Source organism: Pseudomonas sp. MWU12-2319, assembly GCF_023242525.1.
Taxonomy (GTDB): Bacteria; Pseudomonadota; Gammaproteobacteria; order Pseudomonadales; family Pseudomonadaceae; genus Aquipseudomonas; species Aquipseudomonas gingeri_D.
The window spans coordinates 281699-302448 of the sequence record NZ_JALJES010000001.1; the positions used below are offsets into that span (position 1 = coordinate 281699).

22 protein-coding genes are annotated in these 20750 nt (G+C 61.3%); 12 read left to right on the forward strand and 10 right to left on the reverse strand.

Annotated elements, in window-relative coordinates:
- The first annotated feature begins 73 nt into the window (after nt 1–73).
- Entirely contained in the window at nt 74–2392 is a 2319-nt protein-coding gene (locus tag M5C01_RS01005) for a response regulator (RefSeq protein ID WP_152737013.1), read from the forward strand.
- Here the strand turns inward: M5C01_RS01005 and M5C01_RS01010 are convergent.
- The 3 genes from M5C01_RS01010 to msrB form a co-directional block, all read right to left on the reverse strand.
- Nucleotides 2379–2837 carry a MarR family transcriptional regulator gene (locus tag M5C01_RS01010; RefSeq protein WP_152737014.1) on the reverse strand — a complete coding sequence of 153 codons (459 nt, stop codon included), beginning with the start codon at nt 2835–2837 and terminating at the stop codon, nt 2379–2381. The two genes, M5C01_RS01005 and M5C01_RS01010, sit on opposite strands and share 14 nt — an antisense overlap.
- Complete coding sequence (locus tag M5C01_RS01015; RefSeq protein ID WP_152737015.1) at nt 2834–3319, reverse strand: glutathione peroxidase; 486 nt, start codon at nt 3317–3319, stop codon at nt 2834–2836. The genes M5C01_RS01010 and M5C01_RS01015 overlap by 4 nt, the downstream gene beginning before the upstream one ends.
- 160 nt (nt 3320–3479) lie before the next feature.
- Nucleotides 3480–3875, reverse strand: coding sequence for a peptide-methionine (R)-S-oxide reductase MsrB (gene msrB, locus M5C01_RS01020; RefSeq protein WP_103499305.1), 396 nt, complete (start codon nt 3873–3875; stop codon nt 3480–3482).
- Nucleotides 3876–4101: 226 nt separating this feature from the next.
- Here msrB and M5C01_RS01025 point away from each other — a divergent pair, with 226 nt between their 5' ends.
- Both M5C01_RS01025 and htpX read left to right on the forward strand, forming a co-directional pair.
- The gene (locus tag M5C01_RS01025) at nt 4102–5313 is read left to right on the forward strand and encodes a pyridoxal phosphate-dependent aminotransferase (RefSeq protein ID WP_103499336.1); all 1212 of its coding nucleotides are present in this window, start codon (nt 4102–4104) and stop codon (nt 5311–5313) included.
- Nucleotides 5314–5629: 316 nt separating this feature from the next.
- Nucleotides 5630–6517 carry a protease HtpX gene (gene htpX / locus M5C01_RS01030; protein WP_103499304.1) on the forward strand — a complete coding sequence of 296 codons (888 nt, stop codon included), beginning with the start codon at nt 5630–5632 and terminating at the stop codon, nt 6515–6517.
- Between the two features lie 149 nt (nt 6518–6666).
- Here the strand turns inward: htpX and M5C01_RS01035 are convergent, their stop codons facing one another.
- Nucleotides 6667–7326 carry a thiopurine S-methyltransferase gene (locus tag M5C01_RS01035; protein ID WP_152737016.1) on the reverse strand — a complete coding sequence of 220 codons (660 nt, stop codon included), beginning with the start codon at nt 7324–7326 and terminating at the stop codon, nt 6667–6669.
- Nucleotides 7327–7436: 110 nt separating this feature from the next.
- Here M5C01_RS01035 and M5C01_RS01040 point away from each other — a divergent pair, with 110 nt between their 5' ends.
- A complete protein-coding gene (locus M5C01_RS01040; RefSeq protein WP_103499845.1) occupies nt 7437–8204 on the forward strand; it encodes a class III extradiol ring-cleavage dioxygenase in 768 nt (255 codons plus the stop codon).
- 179 nt (nt 8205–8383) lie between these two features.
- Here the strand turns inward: M5C01_RS01040 and M5C01_RS01045 are convergent, their stop codons facing one another.
- Nucleotides 8384–10057 (reverse strand): DEAD/DEAH box helicase, encoded by a 1674-nt coding sequence (locus M5C01_RS01045; protein ID WP_103499836.1) that lies wholly within the window; start codon nt 10055–10057, stop codon nt 8384–8386.
- A 516-nt stretch (nt 10058–10573) separates the two neighbouring features.
- Complete coding sequence (prmB, locus tag M5C01_RS01050; protein ID WP_103498207.1) at nt 10574–11482, reverse strand: 50S ribosomal protein L3 N(5)-glutamine methyltransferase; 909 nt, start codon at nt 11480–11482, stop codon at nt 10574–10576.
- Between the two features lie 219 nt (nt 11483–11701).
- Here prmB and M5C01_RS01055 point away from each other — a divergent pair, with 219 nt between their 5' ends.
- From M5C01_RS01055 to M5C01_RS01075, 5 genes are all read left to right on the forward strand, one after another.
- Nucleotides 11702–12295, forward strand: a complete 594-nt coding sequence (locus M5C01_RS01055) for a cysteine hydrolase family protein (RefSeq protein WP_103498208.1) — start codon at nt 11702–11704, stop codon at nt 12293–12295.
- Nucleotides 12296–12433: 138 nt separating this feature from the next.
- Nucleotides 12434–12754, forward strand: a complete 321-nt coding sequence (locus M5C01_RS01060; RefSeq protein WP_103498209.1) for a hypothetical protein — start codon at nt 12434–12436, stop codon at nt 12752–12754.
- A gap of 76 nt (nt 12755–12830) precedes the next feature.
- The gene (locus tag M5C01_RS01065; protein WP_103498210.1) at nt 12831–13388 is read left to right on the forward strand and encodes a Smr/MutS family protein; all 558 of its coding nucleotides are present in this window, start codon (nt 12831–12833) and stop codon (nt 13386–13388) included.
- A gap of 78 nt (nt 13389–13466) precedes the next feature.
- Nucleotides 13467–14012: a GTP cyclohydrolase I FolE gene (gene folE, locus M5C01_RS01070; protein WP_017129709.1), complete on the forward strand. Its 546-nt coding sequence runs from the start codon at nt 13467–13469 to the stop codon at nt 14010–14012.
- A 174-nt stretch (nt 14013–14186) separates the two neighbouring features.
- Nucleotides 14187–14558: a glutathione S-transferase N-terminal domain-containing protein gene (locus tag M5C01_RS01075; protein WP_178129728.1), complete on the forward strand. Its 372-nt coding sequence runs from the start codon at nt 14187–14189 to the stop codon at nt 14556–14558.
- 12 nt (nt 14559–14570) lie between these two features.
- Here the strand turns inward: M5C01_RS01075 and M5C01_RS01080 are convergent, their stop codons facing one another.
- From M5C01_RS01080 to M5C01_RS01090, 3 genes are all read right to left on the reverse strand, one after another.
- Nucleotides 14571–14966, reverse strand: coding sequence for a lysozyme inhibitor LprI family protein (locus M5C01_RS01080; protein ID WP_152737019.1), 396 nt, complete (start codon nt 14964–14966; stop codon nt 14571–14573).
- A 126-nt stretch (nt 14967–15092) separates the two neighbouring features.
- Nucleotides 15093–15695: a glutathione S-transferase family protein gene (locus tag M5C01_RS01085; protein WP_103498212.1), complete on the reverse strand. Its 603-nt coding sequence runs from the start codon at nt 15693–15695 to the stop codon at nt 15093–15095.
- Between the two features lie 10 nt (nt 15696–15705).
- Complete coding sequence (locus tag M5C01_RS01090; protein ID WP_152737020.1) at nt 15706–16872, reverse strand: PLP-dependent aminotransferase family protein; 1167 nt, start codon at nt 16870–16872, stop codon at nt 15706–15708.
- Between the two features lie 83 nt (nt 16873–16955).
- On the opposite strand from M5C01_RS01090, the gene M5C01_RS01095 reads away from it, so the two are divergent.
- The 3 genes from M5C01_RS01095 (at nt 16956) to M5C01_RS01105 (ending at nt 19753) form a co-directional block, all read left to right on the forward strand.
- Nucleotides 16956–17396 carry a MarR family transcriptional regulator gene (locus tag M5C01_RS01095; protein WP_152737021.1) on the forward strand — a complete coding sequence of 147 codons (441 nt, stop codon included), beginning with the start codon at nt 16956–16958 and terminating at the stop codon, nt 17394–17396.
- Between the two features lie 316 nt (nt 17397–17712).
- Complete coding sequence (locus M5C01_RS01100; RefSeq protein ID WP_178129729.1) at nt 17713–19062, forward strand: NCS2 family permease; 1350 nt, start codon at nt 17713–17715, stop codon at nt 19060–19062.
- 64 nt (nt 19063–19126) lie between these two features.
- Complete coding sequence (locus M5C01_RS01105; RefSeq protein ID WP_152737022.1) at nt 19127–19753, forward strand: LysE family translocator; 627 nt, start codon at nt 19127–19129, stop codon at nt 19751–19753.
- Nucleotides 19754–19982: 229 nt separating this feature from the next.
- Here the strand turns inward: M5C01_RS01105 and uraH are convergent, their stop codons facing one another.
- A complete protein-coding gene (gene uraH, locus M5C01_RS01110) occupies nt 19983–20336 on the reverse strand; it encodes a hydroxyisourate hydrolase (protein ID WP_152737023.1) in 354 nt (117 codons plus the stop codon).
- Nucleotides 20337–20750: the final 414 nt, after the last annotated feature.

Here is a 20750-nt window from a genome sequence, read left to right on the forward strand (position 1 = left end):
CCCCACTGCCGGTGCACGCATCGAATCAGCTATGCTTGCCGGGCGAAGGGAAAGGAAAGTGGTACACCACCCCATGGATATAAAGTTCACCCACCGCTTGTCCTACAAACAAGCCCGGTTGACGGTGCTGGTCGGCTTCATTCTGGGAACACTGCTCAGTCTGCTGCAAATCGGCATCGATTATGCCAGCGAAAGCGCCTCGATCAACCGTGAAATCCTTTCCCTGCTGGAAATCAGCCACAACCCGGCATCGAGGATCGCCTACAACATCGACGCCGAACTGGCGCAGGAACTGGCCCTTGGCCTGCTGCACTCGCCGGCGGTGCTGCGCGCGCAGTTGATCGACAACAACAATATGGTCCTGGCCAGCGTCGAGCGACCGCGCCAGGAAGGCAGCTATCGGATGATCAGCGATTGGCTGTTCGGCTCTGATCGCACCTTCGAAGACCGGCTTTATCTCAGCCATCTGCCAGACGAATCCCTGGGCACCCTGCACCTTGATATCGACACCTACACCTTCGGTATCCGCTTCCTGCATCGGGCCGAGATCACCCTGCTCAACGGTTTTGTCCGCAGCCTGATCCTCACCATCATCCTTCTCGTGCTGTTCTATACGATGCTGACCAAACCCCTGGTGCGGGTGATCGAGGCGCTCAGCAGCAGCACCCCGGGCCAGCCGAAACAGGCGCGCCTGGCCTTTCCCCCCGGCCATGAACACGATGAAATCGGCGTACTGGTCAAGGTCGCCAACCAGCAATTCGAAAACATGGGCACCGAGATCCAGCAGCGGCGCAGCGCCGAAAACCGCCTGACCGACTACCTCGGCCAGTTGGAGAATATCGTCTCGGCGCGCACCACCGAACTCAAGGCCAGCAACGCGCGCCTGAGCCAATCCAACGAGGAACTGGAAGTGGCGCGCCGCACGGCCCTGGACATGGCCCAGGCCCGTTCGGCGTTCCTGGCCAACATGAGCCATGAAATCCGCACGCCCCTGAACGGCCTGCTGGGCATGATCGCGCTGTCCCTGGACAGCCAGCTGAACGCCGAGCAACGCCAGCAATTGTCGATTGCCCACGACTCCGGCAAGGTCCTGGTGGAGTTGCTCAACGATATCCTCGACCTGTCGAAATTCGACGCCGGCCAGTTGGAGCTGGAACGCATCCCCTTCGACCTCGGCGCCCTGGTCGAGGACACCGCCAACCTGCTCTCGCAAAACGCCGCCCCCAGCGTCGAACTGGCCTGCCTGATCGACCCGCAATTCCCGGCCCTGGTGCTGGGCGACCCGACGCGGGTGCGGCAGATCGTCAGCAACCTGTTGTCCAACGCGTTGAAGTTCACCCGCTTCGGCCGCGTCGATGTGCGCCTGAGTGCTCGCGACAACGGCGTGCGCATCGAAGTCTGCGACACCGGCATCGGCATCGCCCAGGAGGCCCAGGCCAAGATCTTCCAGCCCTTCACCCAGGCCGGCGCCGGCATTACCCGCCAGTACGGCGGCACCGGCCTGGGGCTGACCCTGACCTACAATCTGTGCGAGGCCATGAAAGGCAGCCTGACGATCAATTCCGAGGTCGGTTTCGGCAGCCAGTTCTGTGCCGAACTGCCCTTGCCCGGGCACACGCCGGCCGCGACACCGCGACGCCTCACCGGTAAGGTCATCGCCGTGACGTCGAGCACCAGCGGCCTGAGCGAATTGCTCAGCCACCAATTGCCGGTCTGGGGCCTGGACTACCAGCGCTACGGGCTGGACGACAGCCTGGCGGGGGTCAGCCCCGACCTGTTGATCACCGACTGCCCGGAATGCCTGTTCGGCCTGCGGCCGGCGATCAGCGCGCCGATCCTGCTGGTCACCGCCTATGGCAATTTCATGCCCACCGAACAGGCCAACGCCCTCACCCCGCTGCAGCAACAGGCCCGGCCGCTGGCGCGCAACGCGCTGTACCAGACACTGGCGCGCATCCTGCTGCCCGATGACCCGGCCGAGCTGAACGTGCAGCCGCGGGACAACCAGCCGCTACGCCGGGCCCGGATCCTGTTGGTGGAGGACAATCCGGTCAATCAGCTGGTGGCCAAGGGCATGCTCGGCAAGCTCGGCTGCGAAGTAACGGTGGCCGCCCATGGTGGCGAGGCGCTGAGCCAACTGGAGCAGCAGGTGTTCGACCTGGTGCTGATGGATTGCAATATGCCCGTCATGGACGGCTACGAAGCCAGTCGGCAGATTCGCCGCAGCGGGCGCTGGCCGAACCTGCCGATCGTGGCGCTGACGGCCAACGCCATGCCCGAGGAACGTGAACGCTGCCGGGCCGCGGGCATGAGCGACTACCTGGCCAAGCCCTTCCGCCGAGAAGAGCTGATCGCCCTGCTCGAACAGTGGGTACCGGCTACAGCGGCATGAGTTGGGTCAGTAACTGGTCAAGACCGTCGCGCAGTTCATCCAGCCGGGTCAGATCGAGACCACTGTCGCAAAGCAGCCGTGCCTTGATCGGCAGCACCTGCGCGCGCAGAGCCACTCCGGCGGGACTCAGGCTCAGGTGCACTTCACGCTCGTCGAGGGCTGAACGCCGGCGCTGCACCAAGGCCATCTGCTCAAGGCGCTTGAGCAGTGGCGTCAGCGTCCCCGAGTCCAGCAGCAGGCGCTCACCGAGGGCCTTGACCGTCGGTTGCGCCGGTGCGCCGTCATGCCACTCCCACAGCACCAGCATCGCCAGGTACTGCGGATAGGTCAGGCCCAACTGTTCCAGCATCGGCTTGTAGCCTCGAATCACCGCCCGTGAAGCGGCGTAGAGCTTGAAGCAGAGCTGGGAGTCAAGGCTCAGCGAATCGCTGGACAGGTCGTTCATTTAAGCAGGGCTTCGATCTCGCGGGTGAGGTGCTCGGGCTTGGTGGTGGGTGCGAAACGCTTCACCAGACGGCCGTCCTTGCCGATCAGGAACTTGGTGAAGTTCCACTTGATGCCCTGGGACCAGAGCAACCCCGGCGCGCGTTTCTTCAACTGGACGAACAGCGGGTGGGCGCCGTCGCCGTTGACGTCGATCTTCTTGAACAGCGGGAAACTGACGCCGTAGTTCAGCTCGCAGAACTCGGAAATCGCCCCTTCGTTACCCGGCTCCTGCTTGCCGAATTGGTTGCAGGGGAAACCGAGGACGACCAGCCCCTGGTCCTTGTAGGACTGCCAGAGTTGCTCAAGCTCTTTGTACTGAGGGGTAAAACGGCATTTGCTGGCGGTGTTGACCACCAGGATCGCCTTGCCGGCGAAGTCGCCCAGGGTCTTTTGCTCACCCTTGATGGTGGTGCAAGGGATGTTCAGCAGGTTATCGCTCATGACAGTTCCTCCAATGAATGTCGAACAAGATAGCGAGCAATTGAATTGCACACAATTTAATAACCGGGGTGGATGGAGCTTTATAAGCCACGACCACACAGACTTCCCCGCCGGGCTTGGCGCGGGCCCTGAATTCCGGGACACCGCGCAAGAACCGGACTCAGCCCCGCGGCACCAGATCCAGGCACACGGAGTTGATGCAGTAGCGCAAACCGGTCGGCGGCGGACCGTCGGGAAACACATGGCCCAGGTGTGCGTCGCATTTGGCGCAGACCACTTCGGTGCGGATCATGCCGTGGCTGATATCGCGGATCTCGACCATCGCGCTGTCGCCGATGGGCTGGTAGAAGCTCGGCCAGCCGCAGCCGGAGTCGAACTTGGCGCGAGAATCGAACAGCGGCTCATTGCAGCAGATGCAGTGATAGACCCCATCGGTCCTGGTGCCGTTGTATTTGCCGGAAAACGGCCGCTCCGTGCCTTTGAGCCGGCACACGTTGTACTGCTCCGGGTCGAGCATGGCGCGCCATTCGTCCAGGGTTTTTTCCAACTTTTCCATCGTCACACCTCGGCGGCTGAAAAACCCCGATCTGTATCTTTTCCACGGATCGGGTGGCACGTATGATTGCGCCTCGTCAAACGCCAGTCTGGCACCCGCGTCCGACGCATTCAAACGGATTTTCCAAGCCGGCGGCCGGGGACCATGGGACGAGGTGAAAACGCAGTATTGCCATAGCGGCCTCGACGAGACCGCCTGGATCGTCCATTTTCAGGATTACATCGCCATGCAGGTCAGCAAATCGAACAAGCTCGCCAACGTCTGCTACGACATTCGCGGCCCGGTGCTCAAGCACGCCAAACGCCTGGAAGAGGAAGGCCATCGCATCCTCAAGCTGAACATCGGCAACCCGGCGCCCTTCGGTTTCGAAGCCCCGGACGAAATCCTCCTGGACGTGATCCGCAACCTGCCGACCGCACAGGGCTACAGTGACTCCAAGGGGTTGTACAGCGCCCGCAAGGCGGTCATGCAGTACTACCAGCAGAAGCAGGTCGAAGGTGTCGGCATCGAAGACATCTACCTGGGCAATGGCGTGTCCGAACTGATCGTGATGTCCATGCAGGCCCTGCTCAACAATGGCGACGAAGTACTGATCCCGGCACCGGACTACCCGCTGTGGACCGCCGCCGTGAGCCTGGCCGGCGGCAACCCGGTGCACTACCTGTGCGACGAACAGGCCAACTGGTGGCCGGACCTGGCCGATATCAAGGCCAAGATCACCCCCAATACCAAGGCCTTGGTGATCATCAACCCGAACAATCCGACGGGCGCGGTGTATTCCAAGGAGGTGCTGCTGGGCATGCTCGAACTGGCCCGCCAGCACAACCTCGTGGTTTTTTCCGACGAGATCTACGACAAGATCCTCTACGACGATGCCGTACACGTCTGCACCGCATCCCTGGCGCCGGACCTGCTGTGCCTGACCTTCAACGGCCTGTCCAAGTCCTACCGGGTCGCGGGTTTCCGCTCCGGCTGGGTGGCGATCTCCGGTCCCAAGCACAATGCCCAGAGCTATATCGAAGGCATCGACATCCTGGCCAACATGCGCCTGTGCGCCAACGTGCCGAGCCAGCACGCGATCCAGACCGCCCTCGGCGGCTACCAGAGCATCAACGACCTGGTGCTGCCGGCCGGTCGCCTGCTGGAACAACGCAACCGCACCTGGGAACTGCTCAACGACATTCCCGGCGTCAGCTGCGTGAAACCCATGGGCGCGCTCTACGCCTTCCCGCGGATCGACCCGAAAGTCTGCCCGATTCTCAACGACGAGAAGTTCGTCCTCGACCTGCTGATCTCGGAAAAGCTGCTGGTGGTCCAGGGCACCGCGTTCAACTGGCCATGGCCCGATCACTTCCGCGTGGTCACCCTGCCCCGGGTGGATGACCTGGAACAGGCCATCGGGCGCATCGGTTCGTTCCTGAAAACCTACCGCCAGTAATTTCCTACACTTTCCTGCGACTCATCCGAGAGTCGCAGGAAAGCGCTTTGCCCCCATTTCTTTTTGTATGTCTTTGCGTCAGCATGCCGCCGGCCAGGGAACCTCTCTCATTGCCAACACATCCCCCGGTTTCAAAGGGGCGCGCGGCGTTGCAACGCCTCGAAAACCCAAGCCCTCCATTAGGAAATGACTGGCAAGCGGCTAGAATCAAGCTGTAGGACACAGTTTGAAATAGTCACCCGGTTGAATAGGTCGCAGCTGCACCTTATATACCCCGCATGACGCTACATCTTTAGCTGAGGAGAAACTTTCAACCATGATGCGCATCCTGCTGTTCTTGGCCACTAACCTGGCGGTCGTGCTGATTGCCAGCATCACCCTGAGCCTTTTCGGCTTCAACGGGTTCATGGCGGCCAACGGGGTTGATCTCAACCTCAATCAGCTGCTGGTCTTCTGTGCGGTCTTTGGTTTCGCGGGTTCGCTGTTCTCGTTGTTCATCTCCAAGTGGATGGCGAAGATGAGCACCGGCACCCAGCTCATCACCCAGCCTCGTACCCGCCATGAGCAGTGGCTGCTGCAAACCGTCGAGCAACTGTCCCGCGACGCCGGGATCAAGATGCCCGAGGTGGGTATCTTCCCGGCCTACGAGGCAAACGCCTTCGCCACCGGCTGGAACAAGAACGACGCGCTGGTCGCGGTCAGCCAGGGCCTGCTGGAACGCTTCTCGCCCGATGAAGTGAAGGCCGTGCTGGCCCACGAGATCGGCCACGTAGCCAATGGCGACATGGTCACCCTGGCGCTGATACAGGGCGTGGTGAACACCTTCGTGATGTTCTTTGCGCGGATCATCGGCAACTTCGTCGATAAGGTCATCTTCAAGAACGAAGAGGGCCAGGGTATCGCCTACTATGTGGCGACCATCTTCGCCGAACTGGTCCTGGGTTTCCTGGCCAGCGCCATCGTCATGTGGTTCTCGCGCAAGCGTGAATTCCGCGCCGACGAAGCCGGTGCCAGCCTGGCCGGTACCGCCGCGATGATCGGCGCCCTGCAACGCCTGCGCTCTGAACAGGGCCTGCCGGTGCACATGCCGGATACCCTGAACGCCTTCGGTATCAACGGCGGCCTGAAACAGGGCCTGGCGAAGATGTTCATGAGCCACCCGCCGCTGGAAGAGCGTATCGAAGCCCTGCGTCGGCGCGGCTGATAGCCATACCTGTGAGGTGTGGGAGCGGAGCTTGCCCGCGAAGAGGCCCTGGAGGCCGCTAAAAGCTTCGCGGCGGTGCGGCGATCCGACAAGCTCCGCTCCCACAGAGTCCGCGACACCCTTGGAATCGTCGTCGGCTTACCTGCTTCCTAAGAAACCTTCTCCAACCGGTAAACCCGCTCGTCGAGCCGCGTCACCCCAGCCTGGAGAAACTTCCAGCTCTCGCCAAGCACATCCTGTTCATCCTCCACCTGAAGCTGCCACTGCGGCTCCAGCAAGCGCCGGACCTCACCATCGAGCAAGGCGAACGGCGGCCCGTCGAGCTGGGTCTGATCGTAGTCGAGGGTGATCAACAAGCCCTGGGTGCCCGCCGCCAGTATCCCGCTCAAATGCGCCGCATAACGCTCGCGCATTGGCGGTGGCAAGGCGATCAGCGCCGCCCGGTCATACAGCCCCACACAGTCGGCCACGTCGGCGGCCGTCAAGGCGAAGAAGTCTCCACACCAGAGTTCCAGCGGACCCGCCTCATAGACCATGAACTCACCCTGCCGGCGTATCAGCGGCTTGAGCTGCTGCTCGGCAAAAAACGCCTCCACGGCCTTCTCCGACAACTCCACCCCCAGGACGCGCAGGCCCTGGGCCGCCAACCACGCCAGATCAAGGCTCTTGCCACACAAGGGCACCAGCACCCGCGCCTCTATCGGCAGTGCCAGGTCGGGCCAGAAGCGCTGCAGATGGGGGTTGACCTGCTCCAGGTGAAAGCCGATCTGGTTGTGTTCCCAACGCTTGTGCCAAAATTCCGGTTGCATAGGTTCACCCTGAAAATTCGATCAAAAAGCACTAAAACTTATATTAGATTTAGATCAATGATCTGATTGAAGATGGCGTCATCTTAAACTTGACGCTCAGGACTTTCATTATGCTCCCCAGCCTGTTCATCTCCCACGGTTCACCCATGCTGGCCCTGGACCCCGGCGCCAGCGGCCCGGCCCTGGCCCGCCTGGCGGCCGAGCTGCCGCGACCGAAGGCCATCGTCATCGTCTCGGCCCACTGGGAAAGCCAGGACCTGCGGGTCAGCAGCAATCCGCAGCCGGAAACCTGGCACGACTTCGGTGGTTTTCCCCGGGAACTGTTCGCCGTGCAATACCCGGCACCCGGCGAACCGCAGTTGGCCGCCGAGATTGTCGCCCTGCTCAACGCCGATGGCCTGGCCGCCCGCCTCGATGACCAGCGCCCATTCGACCATGGGGTCTGGGTGCCCCTGTCGCTGATGTACCCGCAAGCCGATATCCCGGTGGTCCAGGTGTCCTTGCCAAGCCGCATGGGCCCTGCCTTGCAAACCCGTATCGGGCATGCCCTCAGCGGCCTGCGGGCCCAGGGCATCCTGCTGATCGGCTCCGGCAGCATTACCCATAACCTCGGAGAACTGGACTGGCATGCCGGCCCCGACAGCATCGAGCCGTGGGCCAAGGCCTTCCGCGACTGGATGGTCGACAAACTCGCTGCCGATGACGAAGCCGCCCTGCACGACTACCGCAAACAGGCGCCCTACGCCGTGCGCAGCCACCCCAGTGACGAGCACCTGCTGCCGTTGTATTTCGCCCGTGGCGCCGGTGGCCAGATGAGCATCGCCCACAAGGGGTTCACCATGGGCGCGCTGGGCATGGACATCTATCGCTTCGCCTGACCCCACCAATCCCCTGTAGGAGCGAGCTTGCTCGCGATAATGGCTCAGGCACCGCGGGGTATCAGACGCCCCGCGTTATCGTTGACGCCCATCGCGAGCAAGCTCGCTCCTACAGCAGGCAAAAAAAATCCCCGAACCAGTCGGGGATTTTTTTATCGATCAATCAACCCGGGGGTTGATCAATCTTCGCGGTAGCGACGCAGCTTGAGCTGCTTGCCAGCCACACGGGTGTCCTTCAGCTTGGTCAGCAGACGCTCCAGACCATCTTCCGGCAGTTCCACCAGGCTGAAGCTGTCACGCACCTGGATGCGACCGATCGCTTCACGGGCCAGGCCACCTTCGTTGAGGATGGCACCCAGCAGGTTCTTGGCGGCGATACCGTCACGCGCACCCAGCGCGGTACGGCAGCGGGCACGGCCTTCGGCCAATGGCACCGGGGCACGACGCTCACGATCGCTACGCTCGGGACGGTCACCGGAACGCTCCGGACGATCGCCACGTGGCGCGTTGTTCGGCACCAGCGGACGCTCTTTCTCGATCGCCGCCAGGGTCAGCGCCTGGCCATTGGTGGCCTTGCGCAGCAGGGCCGCGGCCAGGGCACGCGGGCTGCAACCGATATCGGCGGTCAGGCGATCCAGCAGTTCGCCGTGGGTCGATTCAGCATCGGCTACCAGTGGCGACAGGCTGTTGGTCAGTTTCTTGATGCGCGCATCGAGAACGGCCTGGGCATCCGGCAGGCGGACTTCGGCAACTTTCTGACCGGTTACACGCTCGATCACTTGCAGCATGCGGCGCTCACGTGGAGTCACCAGCAACAGCGCACGACCTTCGCGACCGGCACGGCCGGTACGGCCGATACGGTGAACGTAGGACTCAGGATCGTACGGCATGTCGACGTTGAATACGTGAGTGATGCGCGGAACGTCCAGGCCACGAGCAGCAACGTCGGTCGCCACAACGATGTCCAGACGGCCATCCTTGAGGGAGTCGATCACGCGCTCACGCTGGTTCTGGGCGATGTCACCGTTCAGCGCAGCGGCTTTGTAGCCTTTGGCTTCCAGGGCACTGGCCAGGTCCAGGGTCGCTTGCTTGGTGCGCACGAACATGATCAGGGCGTCGAAATCCTCGACTTCCAGCAGGCTCAGCACAGCCGAGGTCTTCTGGTCGGCGTGAACCAACAGGTGAGCCTGTTCGATCGCGGTCACGGTCTGGGTCTTGGTCTGGATCTTGACGTGTTGCGGATCGCGCAGGTGGCGTTCGGCAATGGCGCGGATCGACTGCGGCAGGGTCGCCGAGAACAAAACGGTCTGGCGGGTTGCCGGCAAGGCCTTGAAGATGACTTCCAGGTCGTCCATGAAGCCGAGCTTGAGCATTTCGTCCGCTTCATCGAGAACCAGGTGGTTCACGGTGGCCAGGACTTTTTCGTCACGACGCAGGTGGTCGCACAGACGGCCCGGAGTGGCGACAACAATCTGTGCGCCATTACGGATTGCTTTCAGTTGTGGGCCCATGGGCGCGCCGCCGTAAACGGCCACAACGGTAACGCCCGGCATTTGCTTGGCGTAGGTTTCGAAAGCGGTTGCTACTTGCAACGCCAACTCACGGGTTGGCGCCAGGATCAGGGCTTGCGGTTCGCGCTTAGCAGGATCGATGCGATGCAGGATCGGCAGGGCGAACGCAGCGGTTTTACCCGTACCGGTTTGCGCCTGGCCAATCATGTCGTGGCCGGCCATGATGATCGGGATCGATTGCTGCTGGATAGCCGAAGGCTCTTCGTAGCCAGTCGCGGTGACGGCTGCAAGAATATTCGGATTAAGATTAAAAGCGGCGAAGCCGCCGATTTCCTGGGTCATGGGTCTGCCTCTAAGTGCATCCGCAAAGACCCATGCTCCAAAGCTGCGCATGCCTTGTAAGACTCTGAGAGTCACCCTGGCAGCTTTGTCGGCGGGGATTTGCGAAAACGATTGAATGAAAGAATCGTCAAGGATAGTCCGCATGGCGGACAGCAGCCGAAGCTGACTTCGGGGAATTGCATTACCTAAACGCGGCCCGGTTAAAGGCCGGCGCGCACTATACCGGAATTGGCGAAAAAAGGGAGATTTATTTATCTCGAAATATCGCTGCACGCCTCTCTATGGCGGGCTTTGCGGATAACCGAGGGAAGGTTTGCCTCTGGCTCACCTTGCCGGGCGGGCCTGGCGACTTAAACGGTTCACTCGTCGGGAATATGTCCGCCAGGATTGCTCAAGCGTTCGGCGATCTCCAGAACACGGCAAAACCTGTAGGAGCCGGGCTTGCCCGCGAAGGCGTCCTTGAGGGCGCCAAAAGCTTCGCGGGCAAGCCCTGCTCCTACAGGTCGGTGTCGTTCTTCAGATTTTCGCGGCAAACAGCGCCTGATGCGCACGACACTGCTCGGCGGTCAGCATGAACACGCCATGCCCGCCCCGCTCGAAGTCCAGCCAGGCAAAATCCACCTCGGGGTACAACGCCTCGACATGCACCTGGCTGTTGCCGACCTCGACAATCAGCAGGCCCTTCTCGGTCAGATGATCCGCCGCCTCGGCCAGCATCCGTCGCACCAGGTTCAGGCCGTCTTCGCCGCAGGCCAGGCCCAGCTCGGGCTCGTGCTGGTATTCCTCCGGCATGTCGGCAAAGTCCTCGGCATCCACATAAGGAGGATTGGAGACGATCAGGTCGAAACGCTGACCGGGCAGACCATCGAAGCCATCACCCTGGACCGTGAACACCCGCTCATCGACACCATGGCGCTCGATATTCTGGTTGGCCACTTCCAGCGCTTCGAAAGACAGGTCGGCCAACACCACTTCCGCCTGCTGGAACTCATAGGCACAGGCGATGCCGATGCAGCCGGAGCCGGTGCACAGGTCGAGAATCCGCGCCGGCTCATTCGCCAGCCAGGGAGCAAAGTGGCCTTCGATCAACTCGCCGATCGGCGAACGCGGAATCAACACCCGCTCATCGACGATAAACGACATGCCGCAGAACCACGCCTCACCCAACAGGTAAGCAGTGGGCACACGGTCTTCGATGCGGCGCTTGAGCAAGTGCTGCAAACGGCTCAGTTCGTCGTCTTCCAGGCGGCAGTCGAGATAGCTATCGGCAATTTCCCAAGGCAGGTGCAAGGCCCCCAGCACCAATTGACGCGCCTCGTCCCAGGCATTGTCGGTGCCATGGCCGAAAAACAGATCCGCGCCATGAAAGCGGCTGACAGCCCAACGAATATGGTCGCGCAGCGTGCGCAGGCGGGAATTGATCACGGGGAGGCTCCTGAAAAAAACGACGGGGGATTCTAACAGTCAAACCAGCACCGGGTGAAAATAAGGCAAAAAGACATCATCGAGCGCGGTTTCGCACGCCGGCAAACAACCCTTGACACGGCTACAGCCCAATAACCACGCCGCCTGCACGGGTTGCGATTCACATACGCGCTCAGCCGGAGGACAATGCGGTAAAAGCCCCACTCAAAGGAGCCCCGAATGTCCGTTCCAAAGACGATGTTTCAACTCAGCGGTCGTGGTTATGCAGCCGCCAATCTGAGCCATGCCAGCCTGTTGATCATCGACGCCCAGAAAGAATATCTCAGTGGCCCGCTGGCCTTGTCCGGCATGGACGCTGCCGTCGACAATATCAAGCAGCTGGTTGCCGCCGCCCGACAGGCCGGACGGCCTATCGTGCATATCCGTCACCTGGGCACCGTGGGCGGTCTGTTCGATCCCCAGGGCGAGCGCGGTGAGTTCATTCCGGGGCTGGAACCCCAGGGCGACGAAACCCTGATCGGCAAGCTGCTGCCCAGCGCCTTTCACGGCACGGGCCTGGAGAAGCACCTGCAGGAACTCGGCTCCCTGGACCTGATCGTCTGCGGCTTCATGAGCCACTCCAGCGTCAGCACCACGGTGCGCGCGGCCAAGAACCTGGGCTTCCGCTGCACCCTGGTGGAAGATGCCTGCGCGACCCGCGACCTGCCCTACAAGGATGAAATCATCAGCGCCGCCCAGGTCCAGCGCACCGAGATGGCGATCATGGCGGACAATTTCGCCACCCTGGCGCAGACCAAAGACCTGATCGGCTAGCGGCGGCGATGGGTTGTCCTGGCGACCGCCCATCCATTAGTCCTGTCAATTGCGTCTCATTTTCCGATTTCCCGGACACATCAGGAACAAGCCGACCATCTCCCGGTCGAAGGGCCGATACTCATAGAGGAAATCGGAATGAAGATATCCGATGGTTTTGACGCTCGCCGCCTGCGTCCCCGGGGCCAGAGCACCTGGGGCTCGCGCTTGAGCGCTGCCATTGCGGCGCTGTTGGCCACCTTCGGGGTGTTGCTGGTGATGGCCGGGGCGGCCAGCCTGCTCGGCCATGCGCCGGCACTCGGGGATTTGAATGCCACGCCGACCGGTTCGGCGGTGGCCTTGGGCGTGGGCGTGCTGACGCTCTGGTTCGGGGTCTGGCTGTGGCGCCGCAGCCGTCGTCGGATGCGCAGCCGCCATGGACTGAACATCGCCCCCCACCTGATGAAAAAGCACGACTGATCAAGCACCTGCGCGCAATCGACTGTGACGACACCCGGGGGACTTGGGTAAACTGCCAGGCCCTGCGGAGGCTGACATGCAAGACGACGACTTTTCCCTGTTCAAAAGCGAGATCCGTGGCGTCAAGCCGATCAAGCATGACCGTGCCGACACCGGCAAGCCCAAGTCCGACCGTGCGCAACTGGCCAAGCTGCGCCAGGCGGCCACGGTGCGGGTGCAGGACACCGCGGTGGACGGGCTGTCCGACCAGTTCGTCATCGACGTCGGTCCCGAAGACGACCTGCACTGGGCCCGTGACGGGGTCCAGGAAAGCCAGATGCGCAAGCTCAAGATCGGCCAGATCCCCTTCGAAGGCAGTCTCGACCTGCACGGCATGAGTGTGGAAAAAGCCCGGGAAACCCTCTGGGCGTTTCTTGCCGAGGCGACCAAATTCGAAATCCGCTGCGTGCGCGTCACCCACGGCAAGGCCGTACGCCTGGACGGCAAGCGCCCGATGATCAAGAGCCACGTCAACACCTGGCTCCGTCAGCACGCCCAGGTCCTCGGGTTCACCTCCTGCCAGCCCAAGCATGGCGGCGCGGGCGCGGTGTATGTGATGCTGAAACGAACCATGATGGAAGGTCGCGACGAGTAACCGAACCGTCATCGAATTTGCAGGCGGCTGCCAGCCGCCGTATCCTTGTTCTTTGCGTAAACTCCCACAGGTAGCTTCATGTCCCTGGAACAGAATTACACCGCGATCCTCGGCCAACTCGGCGAGGACGTCTCCCGCGAAGGTCTGCTCGACACGCCCAAGCGCGCCGCCAAAGCCATGCAGTACCTTTGCCGCGGTTACGAACAGACCCTGGAAGAAGTCACCAACGGTGCCTTGTTCAGCTCCGACAACAGCGAAATGGTGCTGGTCAAGGACATCGAGCTCTACTCGTTGTGCGAACACCACCTGCTGCCCTTTATCGGCAAGGCCCACGTGGCCTACATCCCGAGCGGCAAGGTGCTGGGCCTGTCCAAGGTCGCGCGTATCGTCGACATGTACGCCCGGCGCCTGCAGATCCAGGAAAACCTCAGCCGCCAGATCGCCGACGCGGTCCAGCAGGTGACCGGGGCCCTGGGTGTCGCGGTGGTGATCGAAGCCAAGCACATGTGCATGATGATGCGCGGTGTGGAGAAACAGAATTCGTCGATGATCACCTCGGTGATGCTCGGCGAGTTCCGCGAAAACGCCGCGACCCGCAGCGAGTTCCTCGCGCTGATCAAGTAAGCCCCTGATGCAGTACCTGTGAGAGGGTGCTTGTGTGGGAGCGGTGCTTGCCCGCGAAGCTTTTAGCGGTCTCAAGGGCCTCTTCGCGCGCAAGCTGCGCTCCCACAAGTTTAGCTCCCACACAAACCTGTCAGGTAAGCTGCGCCCCTTCTCCACCGCCCGCGAGGCTATCCCGTGTTCGTCAAAGCACTTCGAGTCGGCTTGGGCCAACTCATCATCTTCATCGATTTCCTCACCCGCCCCAGCAAGCAAAAGCGCTCCGCGCCAGACCAGGCCAAGGTCGATGCCGCGGCCAGGGACCTGACCCTGTATCAGTTCCACGCCTGCCCGTTCTGCGTGAAGACCCGTCGCACCCTGCGCCGCCTCAACGTGCCGGTGGCGCTGCGTGATGCGAAGAACAACGAACAGGATCGCCAGACCCTGCTCGAGCAAGGCGGCAAGATCAAGGTGCCGTGCCTGCGTATCGAAGAAAACGGCCAGACCATCTGGATGTACGAGTCCAAGGTGATCATCGAGTACCTGGACAAGCGTTTTGCCGCGGCCTGAGTTCAGTCGCCGTCAGTTGCGGCAGCCGTTGGTTTCATCACGACACTCGGTATAAGCCTTCAATTGCGCCGCCCGCTGCCTGGTCAACTCGGTCTTGCACTGCAAATCCAGCAGCGGCCAGATCGAACCACCGTCCGCCGGTTTGCCATTCTGATACAGGCAATCGGCGTCGCGGAAAGCCAGCCACTTGCGCTGGGCATCCTGGAGCGCGGCCTTGTTGGCCGGGTTCTTCAGGTAATCCATCTGGGTCTTGTAGTAGGTGTTCAGGTCATTGTCGGCCTGCTTGAACGCCTTGCCCGCACATTCATTCATCGACGCCTGGTTGGCATCGCAGTTGTCGGCTGCCTGTGCACCCATGGCCAGGCCCAGCAGGCTGGCAGTCAAAAACGCTACGCGTGGATATTTCATGGACGGCACCCCGTTCAGTAGGTAATAAACACAGTTCTCGATAGGACCTCGCCGGCGACAAAAGTGCTTGCGCGGGCAAAAATAAACCGGCCCTGGGGCCGGTTTAAGTGTTTCCGGATTTGCCGATTAATCCAGCATGCCGACATGCTTCGGATGGCTGGCCACCCGCAGCAACCAGGCCTGGATACCCGGGTATTCGCTCAGGTCGAAGCCGCCCTGATGGGCCACATGGGTATAGGCATACAGCGCGATATCAGCAATCGAATAGTGCTCGCCCACCAGGTACGGGGTTTGCTGAAGCTGCTTTTCCATCACTTTCAACGCCTTGTGCCCGCGTTTCTGCAGCTTGAGGTATTCCTCGCGACGCTCTTCCGGCAAGCCCAGGTAGAACTCGATAAACCGCGCTACCGCGATATAGGGTTCGTGGCTGTACTGCTCGAAGAACTGCCATTGCAGCACCTGGGTACGCAGACGCGGCTCGGTGGGCAGGAATTCGCTGCCATCGGCCAGGAAGTTGAGAATCGCATTGGACTCCCACAGGCAGGTGCCGTCTTCCAGCTCCAGCACCGGCACCTTGCCGTTGGGGTTCTTCGCCAGGAATTCCGGGGTCTCGGTGTCACCCTTGAGGATGTCCACCGGGTGCCAGCGATATTCCTGCCCCAGCAGGTGCAGCATCAGCTTGATCTTGTAGCAATTGCCCGACTGGTAATCGCCATAAACCTTGTACATGGCCCTCCCCTTAAGCCGCTTGTGCAGCCTGTGCGTGACGGATGACAGCAGCCAGGCGCTTGAGACCTTCGTCCAGGCGCTCCGGTGCGATATGACTGAAATTGAGACGAAGATTACCCGGATTACGCTCCGGTTCGGCAAAAAAAGGTTCGCCGGGCATGAATGCGACATCCCGACTCAACGCCTCGGCGAGCAAGGTGCGGGTATCCAGCGGCTGTTTGAGGGTCAGCCAGAAGAACAAACCGCCCTGCGGCACCTGCCAATCGGCCAGGTCAGCGAAGTGGCGCTCCAATGCCTGTTGAAAGGCATCCCGTCGGACCCGGTAAAAGTCCCGGAGTTGCACCAGGTGCTGGCGATATTTTTCCGTACCGATCCACTGCAACGCCTGCCACTGGCCGACGCGGTTGGTGTGCAGGTCCGCCGACTGCTTGAGCTTGAGCAGATGGGGGAACAGGTCCGGGCTGGCAATCAGGTAACCGACCCGCAACCCGGGGGCCAGGGTCTTGGACACCGTGCCGGTATAGATCCAGCTGCTGCGCTTCAAACGGCTGACAATCGGCCGGGCGCTGCCGCCGTCATAGGTCAGCTCGCGATAGGGTTCGTCTTCGATCAGGGTTACGCCGAATTCGTCGAGCAAGGCGGCGACGGCCTCGCGCTTGGCTTCACTGTAGCGCACGGCGGACGGGTTCTGGAACGTCGGAATCAGATAGACGAAGGCCGGCTGGTGGTTTTCCAGGCGCGCACGCAGTTGGAGCAGGTCGGGGCCGTCCTGTTCCTGGGGGATCGTCAGGCAATCGGCGCCGAACAGCTGGAAGATCTGCAAGGCGGCGAGGTAGGTCGGCCCTTCGAGGAGGATCTCGGTGCCCTTGTCGATATGCAGCTTGGCCACCAGGTCCAGGGTCTGCTGGGAACCGCTGACCACCAGCACCTGGCTGGCCTGGCAGTCGATCCCCAGCGCCCGCGCCTCGGCGGCCAGCACCTCGCGCAGCGCCGGTTCGCCCTCACTCATGCCGTATTGGCCGAAGGCGACCGGCAGGCCCTCCCAGTCCAGCGTCGGCAACATGGCTTCGGATGGCAGTCCGCCGGCAAAGGACATCACTTCCGGGCGTTGAGCGGCGGCGAGGATTTCGCGAATCAGAGAGCTTTTCAGACGGGTCACGCGTTCGGAGAAGGCCATGGCAGGTCACCGGTAGCTAAGTAAGCGAAAAGTACGTCAAACTGCTTGACCGAAATTACGCCGCCACGAGCCGATACGTCAATATGCTTGACCTTAAAAATTCGAATGCCCAGCAAGATGCCATGCAAGCCTTCTTCTTCGGTTACCAGGCGTTCACCGCCAAGGCCGACGAAATGCTCGAGCGTCGTGGCTTGAGCCGGGTGCACCAGCGCATTGTGTTTTTTATCGCCCGTTATCCGGACGTGAGCGTCAAGGAGTTGCTGGCCTTGCTCGGCGTCAGCAAGCAGGCGCTGAACATGCCGTTGCGCCAGTTGACCGAGATGGACCTGGTGCGCAGCGTTGCGTCCGAGGCCGACAAGCGCAAGCGCCTGCTGCGCCTGACGGCGGACGGGGCGAGCCTGGAAGAGTCGTTGCGCCGTGAGCAGGTCAAGTTGTTGCAGAAGGCCTTTGCCCAGGCCGGTGAGGCCGCGGTGGAGGGCTGGCTGGCGGTGAACCTCGCGCTGGGAGAAAACCGCCCTTCCTGATACGCCCCCTTGTAGGCGCCGGCTTGCTGGCGATAGCGGTTTAACAGGCGATACAGATGTCGACTGCCAGATTGCAATCGCCAGCAAGCCGGCTCCTAAAGGTTTCGCGACTACTCCCGCCAACAAGATCCTACCTTCCGACGTATCGCACACAAATCTAAAAACATTATTTGCTTTATTTGTATACAAAAGCATAATTCGCTTCGTGCGAGTTCCTGACTTTACAGTCAACAAACCCGTGCTGCCTCAAAGAGCCGTTGCCCGCCCCTGCGCCCGGCTCTGGAAATAACAATAAAACTCTTGAGGAGTACTCGCTGTGGAAAGCCGCAAATCCGAAGCCCCCCTGCTGGACCTGTCGCCACCGTCAAGTTCCGGCCTGCTGGAACGCCTGTTCAAGCTCAGGTTGCATGGCACCACGGTGAAAACCGAACTGATCGCCGGGGTGACCACCTTCATCACCATGGCCTACATCATCTTCGTCAACCCGAACATCATGGCCGACGCCGGCATCGACCATGGCGCCGCCTTTGTCGCCACCTGCATCGCCGCCGCCCTCGGCTGCCTGCTGATGGGCCTCTACGCCAACTGGCCGGTGGGCCTCGCACCGGGCATGGGCCTGAACGCGTTCTTCACCTACACCGTGGTCGGCACCATGGGCTACCACTGGGAAACCGCCCTCGGTGCGGTCTTCATCTCCGGTGTACTGTTCATGGCCCTGACCCTGTCGAGGATCCGCGAATGGCTGCTCAACAGCATTCCCGTCAGCCTGCGCCATGCGATGGGTGCCGGGGTCGGGTTGTTTCTCGGGGTGATCGGCCTGAAAACCGCCGGGATCGTCGTTGCCAGCCCCGCCACCCTGATCAGGCTCGGCGCCCTGCATGAACCCGGCCCATTGCTGGCCGCCATCTGTTTCCTGATGATCGCAATCCTCAGCTACCACCGGGTCTTCGGCGCCATCCTCATCAGCATCATCACCGTGACCCTCGCCGGCTGGGGCCTGGGCCTGGTGGAATACCACGGCATCTTCTCCACCCCACCGAGCCTGGCCCCGACCTGGATGGCCATGGACCTGAAGGGCGTATTCAACGTCAGCATGATCAGCGTGGTCCTGGCCTTTCTCTTCGTGCACATGTTCGACACCGCCGGCACCCTGATGGGCGTCGCCCAGCGCGCCGGCCTGGTCAACCCCGACGGCCGTATCGAGAACCTGTCCCGGGCGATGAAAGCCGACAGCGTCTCCAGCGTATTCGGTGCCGTGGTCGGTGTGCCACCCGTTACCAGCTACGTGGAAAGTGCCGCGGGTGTTGCCGCTGGTGGTCGGACTGGTCTGACCGCTGTTACTGTAGGTATCCTGTTTGTGGCGGCCATGTTCTTTGCCCCGCTGGCTGGCATGATCCCTGCGTACGCGACCGCCGGCGCGCTGATTTATGTAGCGATGCTGATGATGAGCGGCATGGCGCATATCGAGTGGGACGACGCGACGGACAGTATTCCGGCGATTGTGACCGCGATCATGATGCCGCTGACTTTTTCGGTCGCCGACGGCATCGCCCTGGGTTTTATCACCTATGTGGCACTGAAGGCCGGGACCGGCAAGTTCAAGGATATTTCCGTCAGCCTGTGGGTGCTGTGCGCCATTTTTATCGCCAAGTTCATCTTCCTGTAAGAGAGCCCATGCGGTAGTAACCAGCCTCACTTCGGTGGGGCTTTTGTACGAAGGGAGAAACCTGATGAGTCTGGAAACCTGGTTGTTGTTCAGCAGTGCCGCCCTGGTGGTGATCCTGATCCCCGGGCCGCTGTCGCTGCTGATGATCAGCAACAGCCTGAATTATGGATTGCGTCGTTCATACCCGGCCTTTCTCGGCGGGGTCAGTGCCTCGATCTGCCTGTTGAGCGCTTCAGCCCTGGGCCTGGGTGCGTTGCTGCTGGCCTCGGAGCAGTTGTTCAGCGCGCTGAAGATGGTCGGCGCGCTGTACCTGTTCTATCTCGCCTGGCAGAGCTGGCAGCAATCGCGGCAACCGGCACGGGCGGCGAATGTGCCCGAAACCGCGCCGGCCCCACGCTTTCGTGCCCTGTTTGGGCGCGCCTTTGTGCTCGGTGCCAGCAACCCGAAGGACATCCTGTTCTTCGCGGCCTTCCTGCCGCAGTTTCTCAAGGCCGACCAAGCGTTTCTCGGCCAGTTGCTGGTGATGATCGCTACTTGGACCGTGTTGGATCTGCTGTGCAAGCTGGCTTATGGCCTCGGCGCCCATGGCGCGGCGAGTTATCTGCGAAGCGGTAAAGGGCAGAGCTGGTTCAACCGGATCAGCGCCGGGTTGTTCGGTGGGGCGGGGGCGATATCTTTGTTGAGCCGTTAGATATGCAGTGCCAGTACTGGCCTCTTCGCGGGCAAGCTCCGCTCCCACAATGTCCGAGTCAACCTCGGTATTGTGTACAGACACAAAACTGTGGGAGCGGAGCTTGCCCGCGAAGAGGCCCTCACATTCACCATCACAACCTCTGCCAACCCAATCGCCAGACATAAAAAAGCCCGCAGTGAACGCGGGCAAATAACCAAGGAAGCTTTGGCGCAGATGCTTGGGGAATCTAGCTGCCTCGGTAGGTCGAATAGCTGTAGGGCGAAATCAGCAACGGCACGTGGTAGTGCTCCTGCTCGGCACTGATCCCGAAACGCAGCACCACCACGTCGAGGAACGCCGGCTCCGGCAGCGCCACGCCACGAGCCCGATAGTAGTCACCGGCATGGAACTGCAACTGATAGACCCCGGAGCGGTAATCGGTCCCTTGCAGCAACGGTGCATCGCAGCGCCCGTCGCTGTTGGTCTGGGCGCTGGCGACCAGCTCCAACTGTGCGCCTTCGACCCGATACAGCTCGACCTTGATCGAACTGCCGGGGCAGCCATGCGCGGCATCCAAAACATGCGTAGTCAAACGTCCCATTGCTTCTGCGGGCCGCCCTGCCCTTCAGGCAGATCAGGCCTCGCGCCTCCCGGAGTCAGTGGATAAAGGAGAGGCCATGCCCCAGAGGGGCGGCCCGGAAATAATTAAGACACTTTTACAAAAAATTGTACACAATAAATTCAAGCTTTTTTCCGACAGCCCCGGCTCGGCCCAGCCAGCCGCGAATAGAGCGCAATCACTTGCCCGCAGAAGACCTCAGAACCACTAGCTGACCGATCAGGCAGGTTTCTTGCAGTGTTCCCCGAGGTGAAACCTGCGGTCATCAAACGGAAAGAAATGCAAAAATACGGGCTTACAAAATGATTATAAAGTTGTATACAATCATTCCATCGCCGTGACGCCACCCGGTTTTGACGGGGCACCACGCAACCGTCACCACGAACAAGAAGGAAG